The organism is Arthrobacter sp. LAR12-1-1.1, from assembly GCF_040676555.1.
GTDB lineage: Bacteria > Actinomycetota > Actinomycetes > Actinomycetales > Micrococcaceae > Arthrobacter.
Genome location: NZ_JBEGIG010000078.1, coordinates 100939 through 117184 on the forward strand (window position 1 = coordinate 100939; position 16246 = coordinate 117184).

A 16246-nucleotide genomic window follows, 5' to 3' on the forward strand; every position below is an offset into this window, starting at 1 on the left:
GACAAGACCGTCGGTGCCTCGCCGGAGCACGCTTGGAGCAGCACTCTTAGGCCGTACCGGCCGCGCTCTCTGAACTACTCGATGTGGAGTACACCCATGGAAACCTACGACGCCCTTCTCGCCGCGATCGCCCCGACGTCCGGGGAAACCCGGACCATCCTGGACCCCGCCACCGGCCAGCCGGTCGGGCAGGCCCCGGTCCACACCGTTGAGGACCTCGAGGCCGCCATCGCCGCCGCGGCAACCGCCCAGCCCGGGTGGGCCGTGCTGGGCCACGACGCCCGGTCCGCCGCGCTCCTGAGGGCCGCCGACGCCGTCGAACGCTCCGCCGAGGAACTCGCCCGGCTGCTCTCCCGCGAGCAGGGCAAGCCGCTCAACGGCCCGAACGCCCGCTTCGAGGTCGGCGCCTGCGCCGCCTGGCTCCGCGTCGCCGCCGCCACCGTGCTGGAGGCGGAAACCGTGGTCGACGACGGCGAAACCCGCGCCGAACTGCACTACCGGCCCATCGGCGTCGTCGGCGCGATCGGGCCCTGGAACTGGCCCATGATGATCACCGTCTGGCAGCTCGCCCCCGCCCTGCGGATGGGCAACGCCGTCGTCATCAAGCCCTCCGAATACACCCCGCTCTCCGTCCTGGCCCTGGCCCATGTCCTGAACCAGGAACTCCCCGAGGGCCTGCTGTCCGTGGTCTCCGGCGGCCGCGACGTCGGCGAGGCCCTCGCCTCACACCCCGGGATCGGCAAGATCATGTTCACCGGCTCCACCGCCACCGGCAAGGCCATCATCAAATCCTCCGCCGACACCGTCAAACGCCTCACCCTGGAACTCGGCGGCAACGACGCCGGCATCGTCCTGCCCGACGCCGACCCGAAAGCGATCGCCGAGGGCCTGTTCTGGGGCGCGTTCATCAACACCGGCCAGACCTGCGCGGCACTCAAGCGCCTCTACGTGCACGACGCCATTTACGACGCCGTCTGCGAAGCCCTCACCAGCGTCGCCGCGGCCATGCCTATGGGCAACGGCCTCGACGAGAACAACGTCCTGGGCCCGCTGCAGAACCGCCAGCAGTTCGACATCGTCTCCAGGCTCGTTGAAGCCGCCCGCGACTCCGGGGCACGGATCCTGCTCGGCGGCAACCCGGACCAGGACCAGCCCGGCCACTTCTACCCCGCCACGATCGTGGCGGATATCGACAACAGCAACCCGCTCGTCGCCGAGGAACAGTTCGGCCCCGCCCTGCCGATCATCCGGTACAGCACCGTGGACGAGGCCGTCGCCATGGCCAACGCCCTCGACGTCGGGCTCGGCGCCTCCGTCTGGTCCGCCGACCCCGCCGAAGCCCGGAAGGTCGCGGCCCGGATCGAGGCCGGCACAGTCTGGATCAACAAGCACGGCGCCGTGGACCCGCGCGTCCCCTTCGGCGGTGCCAAGCAGTCCGGCTACGGACTCGAATTCGGCGTCGAAGGCCTCAAGGCCCTCGGCGTTCCGCAGGTCATCAACGGCTGACCTTATTAGGGCCATCAGTGCAGCGCTTGCGGCACGGGTTCGTGCCGCAAGTAGCTGCGCCGGAACCGGCCGCTGCCGGCGGTCAGGGCCCGTAACTCCACCGAGTACCTCAACAGTTCCTGGTCCGGAACCTCGGCGCTGATCTCGGTGCCGTCGGCCCCGGCGGAGGTGGTTCCGGTCAGGCGTGCCCGCCTGGAGGACAAGTCGCTCATCACAGCGCCCACGTGGTCCTCCGAAACGCTGATGGTCACGGACGAAACCGGTTCCAGGAACTGAATGCGTGTTGCTGCCGCCGCTTCCCGGAGGGCCAGCGCGCCGGCCGCCTGGAACGCCGCGTCCGAGGAATCCACGCTGTGCGTCTTGCCGCCGATCAGCGTGACCTTGATGTCCACCACGGGGAACCCGGCCGACACGCCTTTCTGCATCTGGGTCCGCACGCCCTTTTCCACCGACGTGACGAACGGCCCGGGAATCACCCCGCCCACAGTCTTGTCGACAAACTCGAACCCGGCGCCACGGTCGAGGGGTTCCACCTCGATGTCGCAGACAGCGTACTGGCCGTGGCCGCCGGATTGTTTGACATAGCGTCCGTGCCCGGCCGCCGGCGCGGCAAACGTCTCCCGCAGCGGCGTGATCACTGGGACGGTCTGCAGGTTCACACCCTGGTCCCGCAGCCTGCCCAGGACGACGTCGGCGTGCGCCTCGCCCATGCACCACAGGATCAGCTGGTGGGTTTCGGAGTTGCGTTCCACCCGGAGCGTCGGGTCGCCGGCGGTGACTTTCCCCAGGTTCCTGGCCAGGGCGTCCTCGTCGCCGTGCGTGGCAGCTTCGATGGCTACCGGCATGAGCGGGTCCGGCATGTCCCAGGGGGCCACCAGCAACGGCAGTTCCTTGGCCGAAATCGTGTCGCCGGTCTCGGCGGTGCCCAGCTTGGTCAGCGCACAGATATCCCCGGCGACGCAGAATGGCACCGGCCGCAGTCCCGATCCCAGCGGCGAGTACAGGTGTGTGACCCGCTCGTCGCTGTCGTGGTCCTCATGGCCGCGGTCCGCCATTCCGCGGCCACCCACATGGATGGCTGCGTCCTCCCGCACAACGCCGGAGAAAACACGCACCAGGCAGACCCGGCCGAGGAACGGGTCGATCGTCGTGCGGACCACTTCACCGAGCAGCGGGCCGTCGGGGTTGCAGCCGAGCGGGCCGGCAGGCGCCCCGTCGAGGTCCGTGGCTGCTGGAACACTGTGCTCCGCCGGGGTCGGAAACGCGCGAACCAGAACCTCGAGCAGCTCCGCCAGGCCAAGCCCGGACTCCGCTGACGTCGGCAGCACCGGGTGAAAGGACCCGCGGGCCACGGCCGTCTCCAGATCGGCGATCAAGACATCGGGAGCGATTTCTTCACCCCCTAGGTAGCGGTCCATCAGCGCCTCGTCCTCGCTCTCGGCAATGATCCCCTCGATCAGCGCGCCCCGCGCTGACTCCGCCGCGGCAAGTTCGACGCCGGTCGCGGCCCGGGTGGCCGACGCCGGTTCCGCCGCACCGTACTCGGACACCGTCCCGGTCAGCAGCCCCAGCAACCCGGTTACGGCACCGTCCGCGCGGACCGGGAGGTAGAGCGGAACGATGGCGTCGCCGAATGCCAGACGGCAGCGGGCGACGGCGGCGTCGAAATCCGCGCGCGGATGGTCCAGCCGGCTGATGACCACTGCCCGCGGCATGCCGAGCCGCTGGCACTCATTCCAGAGCGCGGTGGTCGCGGCGTCGACATCGTCGGTGGCCGAGACGACGAACAGCACTGCATCCGCGGCACGGAGCCCTGCACGCAGCTCGCCGATGAAATCCGTATAGCCCGGAGTGTCCAGCAGGTTCACTTTGGTCTCCCCCACCGTCACCGGCACCACTGCCAGCGCCACGGAGCGCTGCTGCGTGATGGCGGAAGGATCCGAGTCGCTCACCGTAGTGCCCTCGGCGATCGAGCCTTTACGGGTGATGGCTCCGGTGGCGGCAAGCAAGGCCTCGGTGAGCATTGTTTTTCCGGAACCCGAATGCCCCACGAGGGCCACATTGCGGATCTTGTCCGGCTGCTCCGGCGGCGCGGCGCCATTGGCGTCGGCCCGCCGGAGGTCAGAGGTACCCCGGACCGGGCCCCTTGACGGGGTTTTGGCGCCCTTCGACGGCATGAGAACCTCCCGGCGTCGCATCCACTCGTGCCCCGCAGGGCCTTGTGTTAAGGATTGGACACCCTGGGACGCCCGGACAGCAAGGGCTTTTTCACGCCGTGGCCGGGGCCGCCATGGACCCCGAGGCGGCCCGAGTCCTGAGCCAACGGCCCAGGGCCCGGCCTTTGCCCTTCCACCAGCTGTCTTCGTCGGTGTCATAGTGCCACCGGAAGATCACGGCAACCAGGATGAAGACCCCGGCGCCCACGTCCTGCCAGGAGCCGGAGGCGGCGTCGATGAGCACACTGAACGCCATGACCAGGATGGAAGGCAGGGCAAGTGTCCGGAACCAGGTGTTGGCGACGTACCGGCTGCGGGACCGCGGCACGGACACCGCGCGGACGAAGTCGAAGCACAGGCAGACGACCACCAGGGCCTGTCCCAGGGACATCAGGATGTGCCCTGGCAGGGAGCCGGCAAACAGGACGGCCGCCTGGAGTCCCGGGCTCACGGCGTGCCCATCAACGCAGCCGGCCGCAGCCAGGACCCGCCCCGGAGGGGCGAATGAAACCTGGGCGGATCAAACTGCGAAGGATCGCCAGTGGACGGATCAAATTCGGCTGAATCATGCATGCGATGCCCCCCGGCGTCTACGCTGCTCCTGCGCTGGCTCCGCGCCCGGGCTTCCCGTAGGAGCTGTGAGCATGTCATGCCAGCATTTCTGACACTCCAATTCAACGCGCGGCACGGGCATGAAGTCACGCAAATCAGGTACCCGACTATCGGATGGCCGGGTACTTGTTCGCGTTCCGGTGTACTCAGTCCGCTCCCGCGACTACTTGCCCGGACGCCTCGAAGTAACCGAAGGACGTGACGCTGAGGAGCACAGTCACGCAGCCACACGGTAGGCAGGCCGAGCAGGGCTCTCGGCCGCAATCTCCGGCTTCCTCCCCCTCATCGCAGCAGCCACGGCAGCGGCCTGGGGCTGGAGCGGCGTGGCAATTGTCTATATGGCATGCGGAGCCATCGGGCTCATTGCCGCCCTGGTCACCCGGGAGACCTGGGGGAAGCGCGAACGGGCCGCCGTCGACCAGCTCATCGCGGCCGGCAAGTAGGCCCCGGCGGCAGCACCCCACCGCACGCAACGACAGCAGTGCCCGGGACCATTGGTCCCGGGCACTGTTGTTTGTCCTAGTCGATGCCCCGCGGCCGCCACACCACCAGCGCCTGCGACCTCGCCTGGGGGCGCTTGCCGCGGGCCAGGCTGACGACGTCGCCAGCCGTTCCGGCGGCGAAGATCCGCGAATCGGCGCCCTGGCGGCGCCGTCCCAGCTCCTGCGTCAGTTCGCTGACACGGCGCTGCAGGGCGGCCACTTGGTTCTCCAGCTGCAGGATCCGCTTGATGCCCTCCAGCGAGACCCCCTCCTGGGAGAGCCTCTGGACCTCGCGGAGCATGTTCACATCCCGCTGCGAGTAGCGCCTCGACTTGCCCGGGGCGCGGCTGGGCGAGACGATTCCCAGCCGGTCGTACTGGCGCAGTGTCTGCGGGTGCATGTCCGCCAGTTCTGCGGCAACGGAGATGACGAAGATCGGCTGATCGAAGTCGATGGCCATGGCTGGATCCCGTTCCTAGAGCCGGGCCTTGGCTGCCAGGCCCGCGCGGACGTCTTCATCGGCGGTTGCCGCGGCGAAGGCCTTCACGGCCTCCTCCGCTTCCTTGTTCAGCCTCCGCGGAACAGCGACGTCGATTGTCACCAGCAGGTCGCCGGTGGCCTTGGCGTGCTTGACGCCGCGGCCCTTGACGCGCAGCGTCCGGCCCGAGGGCGTCCCTGCGGGGACCCTGACCTTGACCTTGTCGCCGTCGATCGTCGGAACCTCGATATCCGCGCCCAGGGCCGCCTCCGGGAAAGACACCGGGACGTGGATGCGGAGGTTGTCGCCGTCGCGGACGTAGAACTCGTGGGGCTTCACCGAGACGGTGACCATGAGGTCGCCATTGCCGGCGGCAGCGTACTGTCCCTTGCCGCGGACACGGACCTTTTGTCCGTCCTTGATTCCGGCCGGGATGCGGACGTCGATGACCTCGCCGTCCGGTTCGCGCAGGCCGATCGTGGTGCCGCGGATTGACCCGGCAAACGAGATCGACGTGGACGCAGTGCGGTCCGCGCCCTTCTGCGGAGCCCGCTGGAAGGACTGGCCCCCGCCGCCGAACCCGCCGCCGCCGAAGAGATCTGCGAACTCGGGCGGAATGCCGCCGGCCGTGCTGTAACCGCCGGAATGGCGCCCCCCGCCGCCGGTGAAGAGCCCGCCGAAGAGGTCCTCGAAGCCCGCTCCGCCGGCAGCCCCGCCGCTTCCGCCGGGGGCAAAGCGTGCGCCGCCACCCATGGCCCGGATGGCGTCGTACTGCTGGCGCTCATCGGGATCCGAGAGCACGGAATAGGCCTCGGAGATGTCCTTGAATTTTCTCTCCGACGCCGAGTCACCGGCATTCCTGTCCGGGTGGTGCTGCCGGGCAAGCTTGCGGTAGGCCTTCTTGATGTCGGCGTCGGAAGCGTCCTTGGCGACACCAAGGATCTTGTAAAAGTCCTTGTCCACCCAGTCCTGGCTAGCCAATGGCGTTTCCTTTCAAATTCTTTGTGTTGCGTTTGAGCTCCGCTGGATAGGGGGCCGTGCCCGCTTCGCGGTGCCCGCCACGCCGCGGCCCCCTATCCAGCTCCGCTGCGATCATCTCACCTTAGGCGAGACAACCGCTGAGCGGAGCGAGACAAGGGGCCCGGGAGTGGCATCGGGCCTGCCGGAGCCGGGTGGCCGAGGATCGCAGATCCTTGGCCACCCGGCGGAGGGGCGGGGCCCCTTGTATCGCTTCGCGACAGGCGACTACGCCGGAACCGCCACGATCACCTGGGCCGCGCGGAGCACGCGTTCGCCGGACTTGTAGCCCGAGCGCAGCACCTGGCTGACGGTGTCGATTTCGATATCCGTGCCGGGCTGCTGGATGAGGGCCTCGTGGATGGTCGGATCGAACTCCACGCCGGTCTCATCGATGCGGACCAGTCCGTACGTCTTCAGCGCAGCCTCCAGCTTGGCGGCGATCGCGGCGAAAGGACCGTCCGCGAGGTCGCCGTGCTGGCGGGCGGCGTCGACGTCGTCCAGTACCGGCAGCAGCGCGTTCAGGACGCCGATGACGGCCATCTCGCCGGCCACGGCACGGTCGCGCTCGACCCGCTTGCGGTAGTTGACGTACTCGGCCTGCAGCCGGCGGAGGTCATTCCTGAGCTCCTCCGCCGCGGCCGCGTCAACGCCCTGCGCCACCGATTCCTCGGCGGGCACCTCAACACTGTTGAGGATGTCCTCCGCCTGGGACAGGGCATCCCCGGAACGGGAGTCCGCAGCGCCGGCCTGCTCCTGGCCGGGGTGGCGGGCCTGGCCGGTCTTCGGGTCAACCTTGCGGTGATCGTGGATCACCGGCTTCTGCGACTCGCTCTCCTGCTGTTCGGCGTCGCGCCGGCCCTCGGAAGAACCGTGCTCTTCTTCGTTACCGTGGTGCGGCATGATTACTTCTTCTCGTCTTCGTCAACGATTTCGGCGTCGACGATGTCCTCGTCGGAGCCGGAGCCGGCTGCCTGCTCGCCTGCGGGGGCACCCTGCGCACCGGCGTGGCCGTCGGGGGAACCGGCGTGGGCGTAGATGGCTTCGCCGAGCTTGGTCTGGGAAGCCTGCAGCTTCTCAAACGCGGTCTTCACGGCGGCGTCATCGGTGCCTTCGAGGGCCTTCTTGAGGGCGTCGACGTCGGCCTTGACCTCGGTCTTGACCTCTTCGGGCAGCTTGTCGGCGTTGTCAGCGATCAGCTTGTCCACGGAGTAGGCGAGCTGCTCGGCCGTGTTGCGGGTGTCGGTTGCCTCGCGGCGGGCCTTGTCCTCGGCTGCGTGCTCTTCGGCGTCGTGGACCATGCGGTCGATGTCTTCCTTGGACAGCGCGGTGCCGCCGGTGATGGTCATGGACTGTTCCTTGCCGGTGCCCTTGTCCTTCGCCGAAACGTGCACGATGCCGTTGGCGTCGATGTCGAAGGTGACCTCGACCTGCGGGACGCCGCGGGGAGCCGGAGCGATGCCGGTCAGCTCGAACGTGCCCAGCGGCTTGTTGTCGCGGGTGAACTCACGCTCGCCCTGGAAGACCTGGATGGCCACGGACGGCTGGTTGTCATCCGCGGTGGTGAAGGTCTCACTGCGCTTGGTGGGGATGGCGGTGTTGCGCTCGATCAGGTGCGTCATGATGCCGCCCTTGGTTTCGATGCCAAGGGACAACGGGGTGACGTCGATCAGCAGCACGTCCTTGCGCTCGCCCTTGAGGACGCCGGCCTGCAGGGCTGCGCCGACGGCGACTACCTCATCCGGGTTGACGCCCTTGTTCGGCTCCTTGCCTCCGGCCAGTTCCTTGACGAGGTCGTAGACGGCCGGCATGCGGGTGGAACCGCCGACGAGCACGATGTGGTCGATCTCGGAGAGCTTGATGCCGGCTTCCTTGATGACGTCCTGGAACGGCTTCTTGGTGCGGTCCAGCAGGTCCTTGGTGAGGTCCTGGAACTTGGCGCGGGTCAGCTGCTCGTCCAGGTGCACCGGGCCGTCCGGGGTGACGGACAGGTACTGGAGCGAAACGTTGGTGCTCGAGGAGGAGGAGAGTTCCTTCTTGGCCTGCTCCGCTGCTTCGCGGAGACGCTGCAGGGCAATCTTGTCCTTGGTCAGGTCGATGCCCTTGACCTTGAGCTGGTTCAGCAGGTACTCCACGACGCGCTGGTCCCAGTCGTCGCCGCCGAGGTGGTTGTCACCGGCGGTGGCGCGGACCTGGATGGTGGAGAAGTTGTCCTCGTCCTTGCCGACCTCAAGGAGGGAGACGTCGAACGTTCCGCCGCCGAGGTCGAAGACCAGGATGAGCTCATCTTCCTTACCCTTGTCCAGGCCGTAGGCCAGGGCGGCCGCGGTGGGCTCGTTGACGATGCGCAGGACGTTCAGGCCGGCGATTTCTCCGGCCTCCTTGGTGGCCTGGCGCTGGGCGTCGTTGAAGTAGGCCGGCACGGTGACGACGGCGTCGGTGACCTTTTCGCCGAGGTAGGACTCGGCGTCGTTCTTGAGCTTCATGAGGATACGGGCGGAAATTTCCTGCGCCGTGTACTTCTTGTCGTCAATGGCGACCGTCCAGTCAGTGCCCATGTGGCGCTTGACGGATGCGATGGTGCGGTCAATGTTGTTGACGGCCTGGCGCTTGGCGATCTCGCCGACCAGGACCTCGCCGGACTTGGAGAAGGCAACAACCGACGGCGTGGTGCGGCCACCCTCGGCGTTGGCAATGACGGTGGGCTCGCCACCTTCGAGAACGGAGACGACGGAGTTAGTGGTTCCGAGGTCAATACCTACTGCACGTGACATGGATTGCTTCCTTACTTCCTTGGAATCTTGCGGAGATGGCCGCGGACCCACAGTGGTTCCAACCGGGTCCGACCGTTATTGAGCGATCTGCACTCAACTTTACCCAGACGCGGTCATAAGTCAATTCAAAGTTGAGCGACATCGACTCAACTTTGTTTCGCGTCCGGCCCGCGGCCGCTCATCACCGCCCAGATTCCCCGGAATCCAGCCCCTCCGCCGCTTCCCTAGGAAGCATTTCGCCCTGCGCGAACCCGTGCACTGACCACCCGCAGAGGCCCGCTCCCTGTGCACTGGCCCGCGCCGCAGACCAGCCGACGCCTGCGCCGGCTGGTGCCGCCAGCTTCCTTCGCGCTAGCTATCGCCTCGCGCGGCGTCCTCGTCGGCCGACTCCCCCACTGCCGGCCGGCCGGGTTGCTCGGGACGGGCCGTTCCGGCGGTCCCGTAGTCACCTTCGGGGTACTCCCCCTCCTCGGCGACGCCGGCGGGCTCACCGGAGACCCCGCCCTCGCCGTAGTCGCCCTCGGGATAGTCGCCTTCCACCTCGCCAACGACGGCCGCTCCGGCCACGCCGGCACTGCCGTAGTCCCCAGCCGCGTACGCCCCCTCGACGGCCGTGGGCGGGACTTCGCCTGCCGTGCCGGCGGAGCCGTAGTCGCCCTCGACGTACTGCCCCTCCGGCGCCGCCGCCTCCGCTTCATCCACAGTGGGACCCGCATCGGCGTCGTGGGACACCGCTTTTCCGGACACGTTCTCTTCAGACAAGTTCTCTTCAGGCCTGCTATCTTCGGGCCTGTTCTGTTCAGACATGGATGGATCCTTCCTGGACGCATCGGGCGCGCCCGTGCGGGCGCAGTGGCAGTCTATCGAGCGCCACCGCGGGGCAACAGGGGAACCTGGTTCATACGGCAGCGCCGGCCGCCGGCAGTCCGGCGACGTCGGCCAGCACCGCCAGCTGGTGGTCAAAGAGCTCCTCCCGGGCAGTGAACGTGCCGGCGCCGTACTGGCCAAAGACTTCGAAGCTGACGGCGCCGAAGAGTGAGGTCCAGGCCAGGGCGCCGCGGGCCAGGAGGTCATCCGGCACCGCCAGACCGAACTCCGCCCGGATTTTCGCCAGATCCCCTGCCAGCCCGGCGGCCACGGCAGGACTCCGCCGACCCGTCGCGACAACCCGCCCGGCCCGGAAGGCGCCGTCGAGGATTCCAATGAGGGCAGTAATCACCCTGGTGCCGGGACCGGTGGTCCGCTCGGCCGGGGCCTGGTAACCGGGCACCGGACTGCCGAAGAGCAGTGCGTAGCGGGAGGGCTCGCGCAGCGCCCAGTCCCGCACCGCGCGGCCCAGCGCCGCAAAGCGGCCGCCGAAGTCTGCTTCCGGCAGCGCCCCGACGGCGGCATCCACTTCATCGCCAAGTTCGTTGTACGCATCAATCAGGAGAAGGGTCAGCAGCTCTTCCCGGTTCTCCACGTAGCGGTAGACCGCCGAGGAGACCACGCCAAGATCCCGGGCCACGGCACGGAGGGACAGCGCGGCGGCCCCGTGCACGGCCAGATGCTCCCGGCCCAGCCGGACAATATCGGCGACGGTCTGGGCCCGGGCACGCTCGCGCGGGGTGCGGGGCCGGGAAGCCGCGGCTGCCGGAAAAACATCAGCGTCGGCTTCAATCCTGTCTTCTGGCATGAGTCCAGCATTTCACAAACAAGAGCACTGTCAACAAAAGTGAGCACCGCTCTTGACTTGCCGCTCCGGGCGTCGCATCCTGAAGGGAGAGCACTGCTCTCATATCATCGAAGGAGATCGAAATGTCCGACCCTGCTGCCTCCGGGCGCCCATCGGCCAGGCTCTATGTCGTCACGGGGGCCGGCCCGGTGGGCTGGACCGTCGCGGAACAGCTGGCCGCGGCGGGCCACCGCGTACGCATCCTGACAAGGTCCGGCAGCGGACCCGCCCACCCGCTGGTCGAAAGACTGTCGATTGATGTTTCGGAGCCCGCCCAACTAGGTGAGGCCTTCCTCGGCGCCACGGCGGTCTTCCACTGCATCCACGGCTCGCGGTACAACGCCGACGTGTGGGCCAGGGAACTGCCGGCCGCCGAGCAGAACGTGCTCGCCGCGGCGGGCGAGGCTGGCGCCGTCGTCGTCTTCCCGGAGAGCCTGTACTCCTACAGCGCCCCGGAGAATGTCATGGCCGAGGACAGCCCCCGGCAGGCGCAGGGCGGCAAGCGCGGCGTCCGAACCGAGCTGCTCGCCGCCCGCGCGGCATCCGCCACCGCCACCGTGAGCATGGTGGCCGGCGATTTCTTCGGGCCGCGGGTCCGCATGTCGCACGCCGGCGAGCGCATGGTCCGTCCTGTCGCGGCCGGCAAGCCAGTACAGGTGATCGGGCGGGCGGACCAGCCGCATTCCTTTACCTACGTTCCCGACCTCGCGGCCGCCATGATTGCCGCGGCGGACAAGCCGAAGGTGTGGAACCGGGTGTGGCATGCGCCTACCGGACCTGCGCTGACCCAGCGCGAGCTTGCTGGGGCATTCGCCAAGGCAGCCGGCGCCCGGGCCCCGCGGGTCACGGCGATACCCGGATGGGCGCTGAAGGCGATGGGGGTGTTCTCCCCCGACATGCGGGAAATCGCCGAGACGCTGTACCAGTTCGAGCGCCCGTTCGTGATGGATTCGACCGCGAGCCAGGCCGCCCTGGGCGTGGCCCCGACCCCGCTGCACGAGGCAGCCGCCGCCACGGTCGCCTGGTGGGCGGACGGGGGACAATGACAGGGAGAGCGACGGCGGCTGCGGCTTTCGGTTCCCCCTAGCGGACTCCGGCTTCCTCTTCCTCCTGCCGGGAGGACGGCGCGCGCGAGGAAAGGGCACCGCTGCGGGCCGCGGCATCGTTCCCCGGCTGGCCCGCCTTGCCGGGCCACCAGAGCCGCGGGCCGATGTCGTAGGCCAGCGCGGGCACCAGCAGGGAGCGGACCAGCACCGTGTCCAGCAAGACGCCGAACGCGACGATGAAGGCGAGCTGCACCAGGAACATGATCGGAATGACGCCCAAGGCAGCGAAGGTGGCGGCGAGGACCACCCCGGCCGAGGTGATGACCCCACCGGTCACACTGAGGCCCCGCAGGATGCCGGGCCGGGTGCCGTGCTTGAGGGATTCCTCCCGGACCCGGCTCATCAGGAAGATGTTGTAGTCAACGCCCAGTGCCACGAGGAAGACGAAGCCGAACAGGGGCACCGTTGCATCCGCTCCCGGGAAGCCGAAAACGTTGTTGAACACGAAGGCTGAGACGCCCATCGCCGCTGCGTAGGACAGGACCACGGAGGCGACCAGCAGGACCGGCGCGAGCACCGAGCGCAGCAGCAGCATGAGGATCACCAGAATCACACCCAGGACCACCGGAATGATCGTGACGAGGTCACGCTGGGCGGTGGTGTTCGTATCCAGGGCCGTCGCCGTCACGCCGCCGACCAGCACATCACCGTCAATCTCCTTCAGTTCCTGGCGGAGCGACACCACGACGTTTTCGGCTTCGGTGGAGTCCGCGGCGGAGTCCAGCGTCGCGTTGATCAGGACCTTCCCGTCCCGTGCCGCCGGGGCCGCCGGAGCGCCAGGAGCGCCAGGAGCGCCCGGAGCGCCCGGGGTGGCAGGGTTGGCCGGGTTGGCCAGGGCGCCGGTCATGATGGGAACGCCGCCTTCGGCCAGCAGATAGGCGTCCCCGACGCCGTTGCTCGCCGTGACCCGATCCAGGACCTCCTGGGCCCTTGCCTGGTCGGCCACGATCACCGCCGGGCTGCCGGACCCGGCGTCGAAGTGCCGGCCCAGGGCATCTTGTCCGTCGACGGCGTTGGAGGCGGTGAGGATGACGTCAGTCTGGGCTACGCCGCTGGCCTTGAGCTGCAGGATGCCGGAACCGGCCACAAGGAGCAGGAGGACCGAGGCGACCCAGACGGTGCGCGGCCGGCGGGCAACCAGTGAACCGGTGGCCCGCCAGAGCCCCTTCTGGCCCTCCAGCCCGGTGACCAGTTCCGGTTCCCGCTGGGTTTCCGGCAGCAGCTTGGGCCGGAACGGCCAGAACGCCGCCCTGCCCAGCAGCGCCATCAGGGCCGGCAGCAGGGTCAGGGCCGCGAACAGCGCGCAGAGGATACCCGCGGCCGCCACGGGGCCGAGGGCCTTGTTGGAATTGAGGTCGGAGAAGAGCAGGCAGAGCAGTGCGATGATCACGGTGGCGCCGGAGGCCAGGATCGGTTCCCAGGCCGCCTTCCATGCGGTGAGGGCGGCCGCCGTCCGGTCGGTGGTGTGGGTCAGGGCTTCGCGGAACCGTGCCACGTACAGCAGGGCGTAGTCGGTTGCCGCGCCGATCACCAGGATGGACAGGATGCCCTGGCTTTGGCCGTTCAGCTGGATCCAGCCGGCCTTGGCCATCCCGAACACCAGCAGGATCGCGGCACACAGCGCGAACACGGACGTGAACAGCACCATGACAGGCAGCAGCAGGGAACGGTACACGATCAGCAGGATCAGGAACACGGCCCCGAGGGCCACAAGCAGCAGGATGCCGTCAATTCCGGCAAAAGCACTCACCAAGTCCGCCGTGAGCCCGGCCGGTCCGGTAACGAAGGTCTGCATTCCTGCCGGCGCGGACGCCTGAACCTCGTCGCGCAGCTCCTTGACCACCGTCTTCACTTCCGCAGAGGAAGGAATGGGCACCACGAACTGGACCGCCTTGGCGTCCTCGGAAGGGATGGGGCCGATCACCGTGCTGCCGCCCTGCAGGGCCTCCAGCCTGTCCTTGAGTGCCGCGGCCTCGCGCAGCTGGGCTGGAGTGAAGGCGGAGCCGCTCTCAATCACGATCACGGCGGGGATCTCCTTGGAGTCCCGAAATTTGGCCTGCCAGTCCGCGGCGTCCGTGGTCTCCGCCCCGGCCGGCAGGAATGATGCCTGATCGTTTGATGACACCTCACTCAAGCGGCCGAATGTCGGGCCGCCGACGCCGGCGATCGCCAGCCAGGCCACGACGAGCACTGCGGGAACCAGCCAACGCAGCCAGAACGGGACACGGATCGCCGCGGACGAAGTCGTTTTCATGTTTCCTTCCAGGGTGCGCCTCGGAGTGGGAGCAGAGATCAACTCCATAGTAGACTATCTCCATCATAGAGATAACCCAATGACCGGGGGCACCGGAGGAGAATAGAGACAGCCGGCGTCAGGCCGCTGCGCAGACCCTGCAGTAGACTCCCGAAGGCGCCGTCGACAGCGCCGACCTGCCGCGGTCAGACCGCCGGTGCAGGATCAAGGGACGAAGGAGGTCCGCCGTGTCAGCCGAATCCCCGGGCCTATCCGAAAACGCAGGCCTATCCGAAGACGCGGTCTCGCCCAGGAACACAGTCCCGCCCGAAGCCGCCGGTCCGCCGCCCCTTGTCCGGCTCCTGCAGGAATTCACCCTCGAGGCCAACCGCTATGTGGACTCCGCCGGCGGCCGCAATGACATGCACCGCACGGACCTCAACGCCCTCGCCGTCATCATGCGGCATGCGGCGCGAGACCAGATTGTCACTCCAGGGGTGCTGAGGAAAGAGCTGAACCTCAGCTCCCCGGCCACCACCGCACTGATCGACCGGCTCCACAGTTCCGGCCACGTGGACCGTGAGCGCGAGGGCGCTGACCGCCGCCAGGTGCAGCTGCGCATGACGCCCAAGGCCTACCGGGACGGCGGCGCAATGTTCCTGCCGCTGGCCCGCCACATGGGTGCAGCCATGGCGAACTTCACGCCGGAGGAACTGGAGATCGTCACCCGGTTCCTGAACTCCATGATCGATGCCACTGTCCGGGCGGGCGAGGAAGCGGCCCACGGCCCCGGGCCGGAGCAAGCGCCGGAGCAGCGCCCCGGCTGACTCGCGGCCCGGGCGTCACGGGTGGGCGGCGGTTTCCGGCCGGCGACCGGGAAGCGCCTCCCCAAACTGGAACTGCATGCCGGTGACTACGGCGGCAACGCCGGTGAAGGCTCCCTTTCATCGATATATTGCTGGTCAGTTGCGGGATCAATGGGCGAGAAGACTGGCAGGATGCTGAATTGGTGATGTCGACGAATGAAGTCGATCTATCTAATTCGCGGAGGCCGGAGTTGACCACCATGCCGTTCTTTGCGAAGGCGCTTCATCATGGAAAGCACTCGGTTCCGACGGCAAGTCAAGAAAAGATACAGGTTAAAAACCTAGCCTTACGTGGTGGCACAGCAACGCAGCCAACGGCACGCCACAACGTCATCTCTCCCCAAGAGTAGCGAGGCGCGACCCCAGCAAAGCGAGTTACCCGCGCGCACCTAACCAACAAGCCGCGACTCAAGCGACTTGACAGCTTTCTTCGATTTGACGAATCCGGCGAAATTCTGCATGACAATTCGGGCACTTCATTATCTTGCGTGGACACTCTCGACATACTTTGTCGACTGCAATAGGGCTAGTACACAATTCAGGGGGACAAATTGGCATCACATGGGATCGGCGCCATACGTCACATTTTCAGTCCGGCACGCACAGCACTCATAGCGCTCCTAGCGGTGCTTCTTTCACTTCTGACAGCTGCGCCCTCCCTGGCTGCGACGTCCGAGGCTGAACCCAACGGCACCATGGCCGCCGCGACAGTGGTGCCCCTTGGAACCACCATTTCCGGTTCAACACTTAGCGCAAATTTCTACGACACCGATTACTACGCGATCGACCTGCCCAAGGCAGGCAGGGCCGGCCTGAACTTCAGGTTCCCCGCCGGCCTCGGAACCGGATCCACTTACACGCTCAGCATCTACACCGCCAACGGCACCAACCTCTACAGCTTTGACCTCGATGGCTCCGACGCTGACGGAACCTCGCTCGCCAGCCAGGGCACGTTCCTGCCCGCAGGCCGCGCCTACATCAAAATCTACGGCGAAAACAGCCAGGCAAGCTGGGGCAGGACCTACACCCTCAACACCACCCTGACCGCGGGGACCGGCGAACTCGAACCCAACAGCAGCACCGCCGCCGCGACAGTGGTGCCCCTTGGAACCACTATTTCCGGTTCAACACTTAGCGCAAATTTCTACGACACCGATTACTACGCGATCGACCTGCCCAAGGCAGGCAGGGCCGGCCTGAACTTCAGGTTCCCCGCCGGCCTCGGAACCGGATCCACTTACA

General features: G+C 67.5%; 13 protein-coding genes. 4 read left to right on the forward strand and 9 right to left on the reverse strand.

The features are described 5' to 3' along the window. The first annotated feature begins 96 nt into the window (after positions 1 to 96). Positions 97 to 1506 (forward strand): aldehyde dehydrogenase family protein, encoded by a 1410-nt coding sequence (locus tag MRBLAR12_RS22575; protein WP_229994331.1) that lies wholly within the window; start codon positions 97 to 99, stop codon positions 1504 to 1506. Between the two features lie 14 nt (positions 1507 to 1520). Here MRBLAR12_RS22575 and MRBLAR12_RS22580 read toward each other — a convergent pair whose 3' ends face one another. The 8 genes from MRBLAR12_RS22580 to MRBLAR12_RS22615 form a co-directional block, all read right to left on the reverse strand. After that, positions 1521 to 3683, reverse strand: a complete 2163-nt coding sequence (locus MRBLAR12_RS22580) for an elongation factor G-like protein EF-G2 (protein WP_229994332.1) — start codon at positions 3681 to 3683, stop codon at positions 1521 to 1523. 91 nt (positions 3684 to 3774) lie between these two features. After that, positions 3775 to 4173 carry a hypothetical protein gene (locus MRBLAR12_RS22585; protein ID WP_229994333.1) on the reverse strand — a complete coding sequence of 133 codons (399 nt, stop codon included), beginning with the start codon at positions 4171 to 4173 and terminating at the stop codon, positions 3775 to 3777. 680 nt (positions 4174 to 4853) lie between these two features. Further along, entirely contained in the window at positions 4854 to 5276 is a 423-nt protein-coding gene (locus MRBLAR12_RS22590) for a heat shock protein transcriptional repressor HspR (protein ID WP_229994334.1), read from the reverse strand. Positions 5277 to 5291: 15 nt separating this feature from the next. Continuing rightward, the gene (locus MRBLAR12_RS22595; protein ID WP_229994335.1) at positions 5292 to 6275 is read right to left on the reverse strand and encodes a DnaJ C-terminal domain-containing protein; all 984 of its coding nucleotides are present in this window, start codon (positions 6273 to 6275) and stop codon (positions 5292 to 5294) included. A gap of 264 nt (positions 6276 to 6539) precedes the next feature. Further along, a complete protein-coding gene (gene grpE, locus MRBLAR12_RS22600; protein ID WP_229994336.1) occupies positions 6540 to 7214 on the reverse strand; it encodes a nucleotide exchange factor GrpE in 675 nt (224 codons plus the stop codon). Between the two features lie 2 nt (positions 7215 to 7216). Next, positions 7217 to 9085 carry a molecular chaperone DnaK gene (gene dnaK / locus MRBLAR12_RS22605; RefSeq protein ID WP_229994337.1) on the reverse strand — a complete coding sequence of 623 codons (1869 nt, stop codon included), beginning with the start codon at positions 9083 to 9085 and terminating at the stop codon, positions 7217 to 7219. A gap of 351 nt (positions 9086 to 9436) precedes the next feature. Beyond that, complete coding sequence (locus MRBLAR12_RS22610) at positions 9437 to 9892, reverse strand: hypothetical protein (RefSeq protein ID WP_229994338.1); 456 nt, start codon at positions 9890 to 9892, stop codon at positions 9437 to 9439. A 91-nt stretch (positions 9893 to 9983) separates the two neighbouring features. After that, the gene (locus MRBLAR12_RS22615) at positions 9984 to 10760 is read right to left on the reverse strand and encodes a TetR/AcrR family transcriptional regulator (RefSeq protein ID WP_364748611.1); all 777 of its coding nucleotides are present in this window, start codon (positions 10758 to 10760) and stop codon (positions 9984 to 9986) included. A gap of 122 nt (positions 10761 to 10882) precedes the next feature. Between MRBLAR12_RS22615 and MRBLAR12_RS22620 the strand changes: the two genes are divergently transcribed. After that, positions 10883 to 11845, forward strand: coding sequence for an NAD-dependent epimerase/dehydratase family protein (locus tag MRBLAR12_RS22620; RefSeq protein WP_364748615.1), 963 nt, complete (start codon positions 10883 to 10885; stop codon positions 11843 to 11845). A 37-nt stretch (positions 11846 to 11882) separates the two neighbouring features. On the opposite strand, the gene MRBLAR12_RS22625 is transcribed toward MRBLAR12_RS22620, so the two are convergent. Beyond that, positions 11883 to 14159 carry an MMPL family transporter gene (locus MRBLAR12_RS22625; RefSeq protein WP_364748619.1) on the reverse strand — a complete coding sequence of 759 codons (2277 nt, stop codon included), beginning with the start codon at positions 14157 to 14159 and terminating at the stop codon, positions 11883 to 11885. A gap of 227 nt (positions 14160 to 14386) precedes the next feature. On the opposite strand from MRBLAR12_RS22625, the gene MRBLAR12_RS22630 reads away from it, so the two are divergent. Beyond that, positions 14387 to 14965, forward strand: coding sequence for a MarR family winged helix-turn-helix transcriptional regulator (locus MRBLAR12_RS22630; RefSeq protein WP_414645566.1), 579 nt, complete (start codon positions 14387 to 14389; stop codon positions 14963 to 14965). Positions 14966 to 15630: 665 nt separating this feature from the next. Next, positions 15631 to 16246 (forward strand): hypothetical protein (locus tag MRBLAR12_RS22635; protein WP_364748621.1); only part of this gene is annotated, 616 nt, incomplete at its 3' end.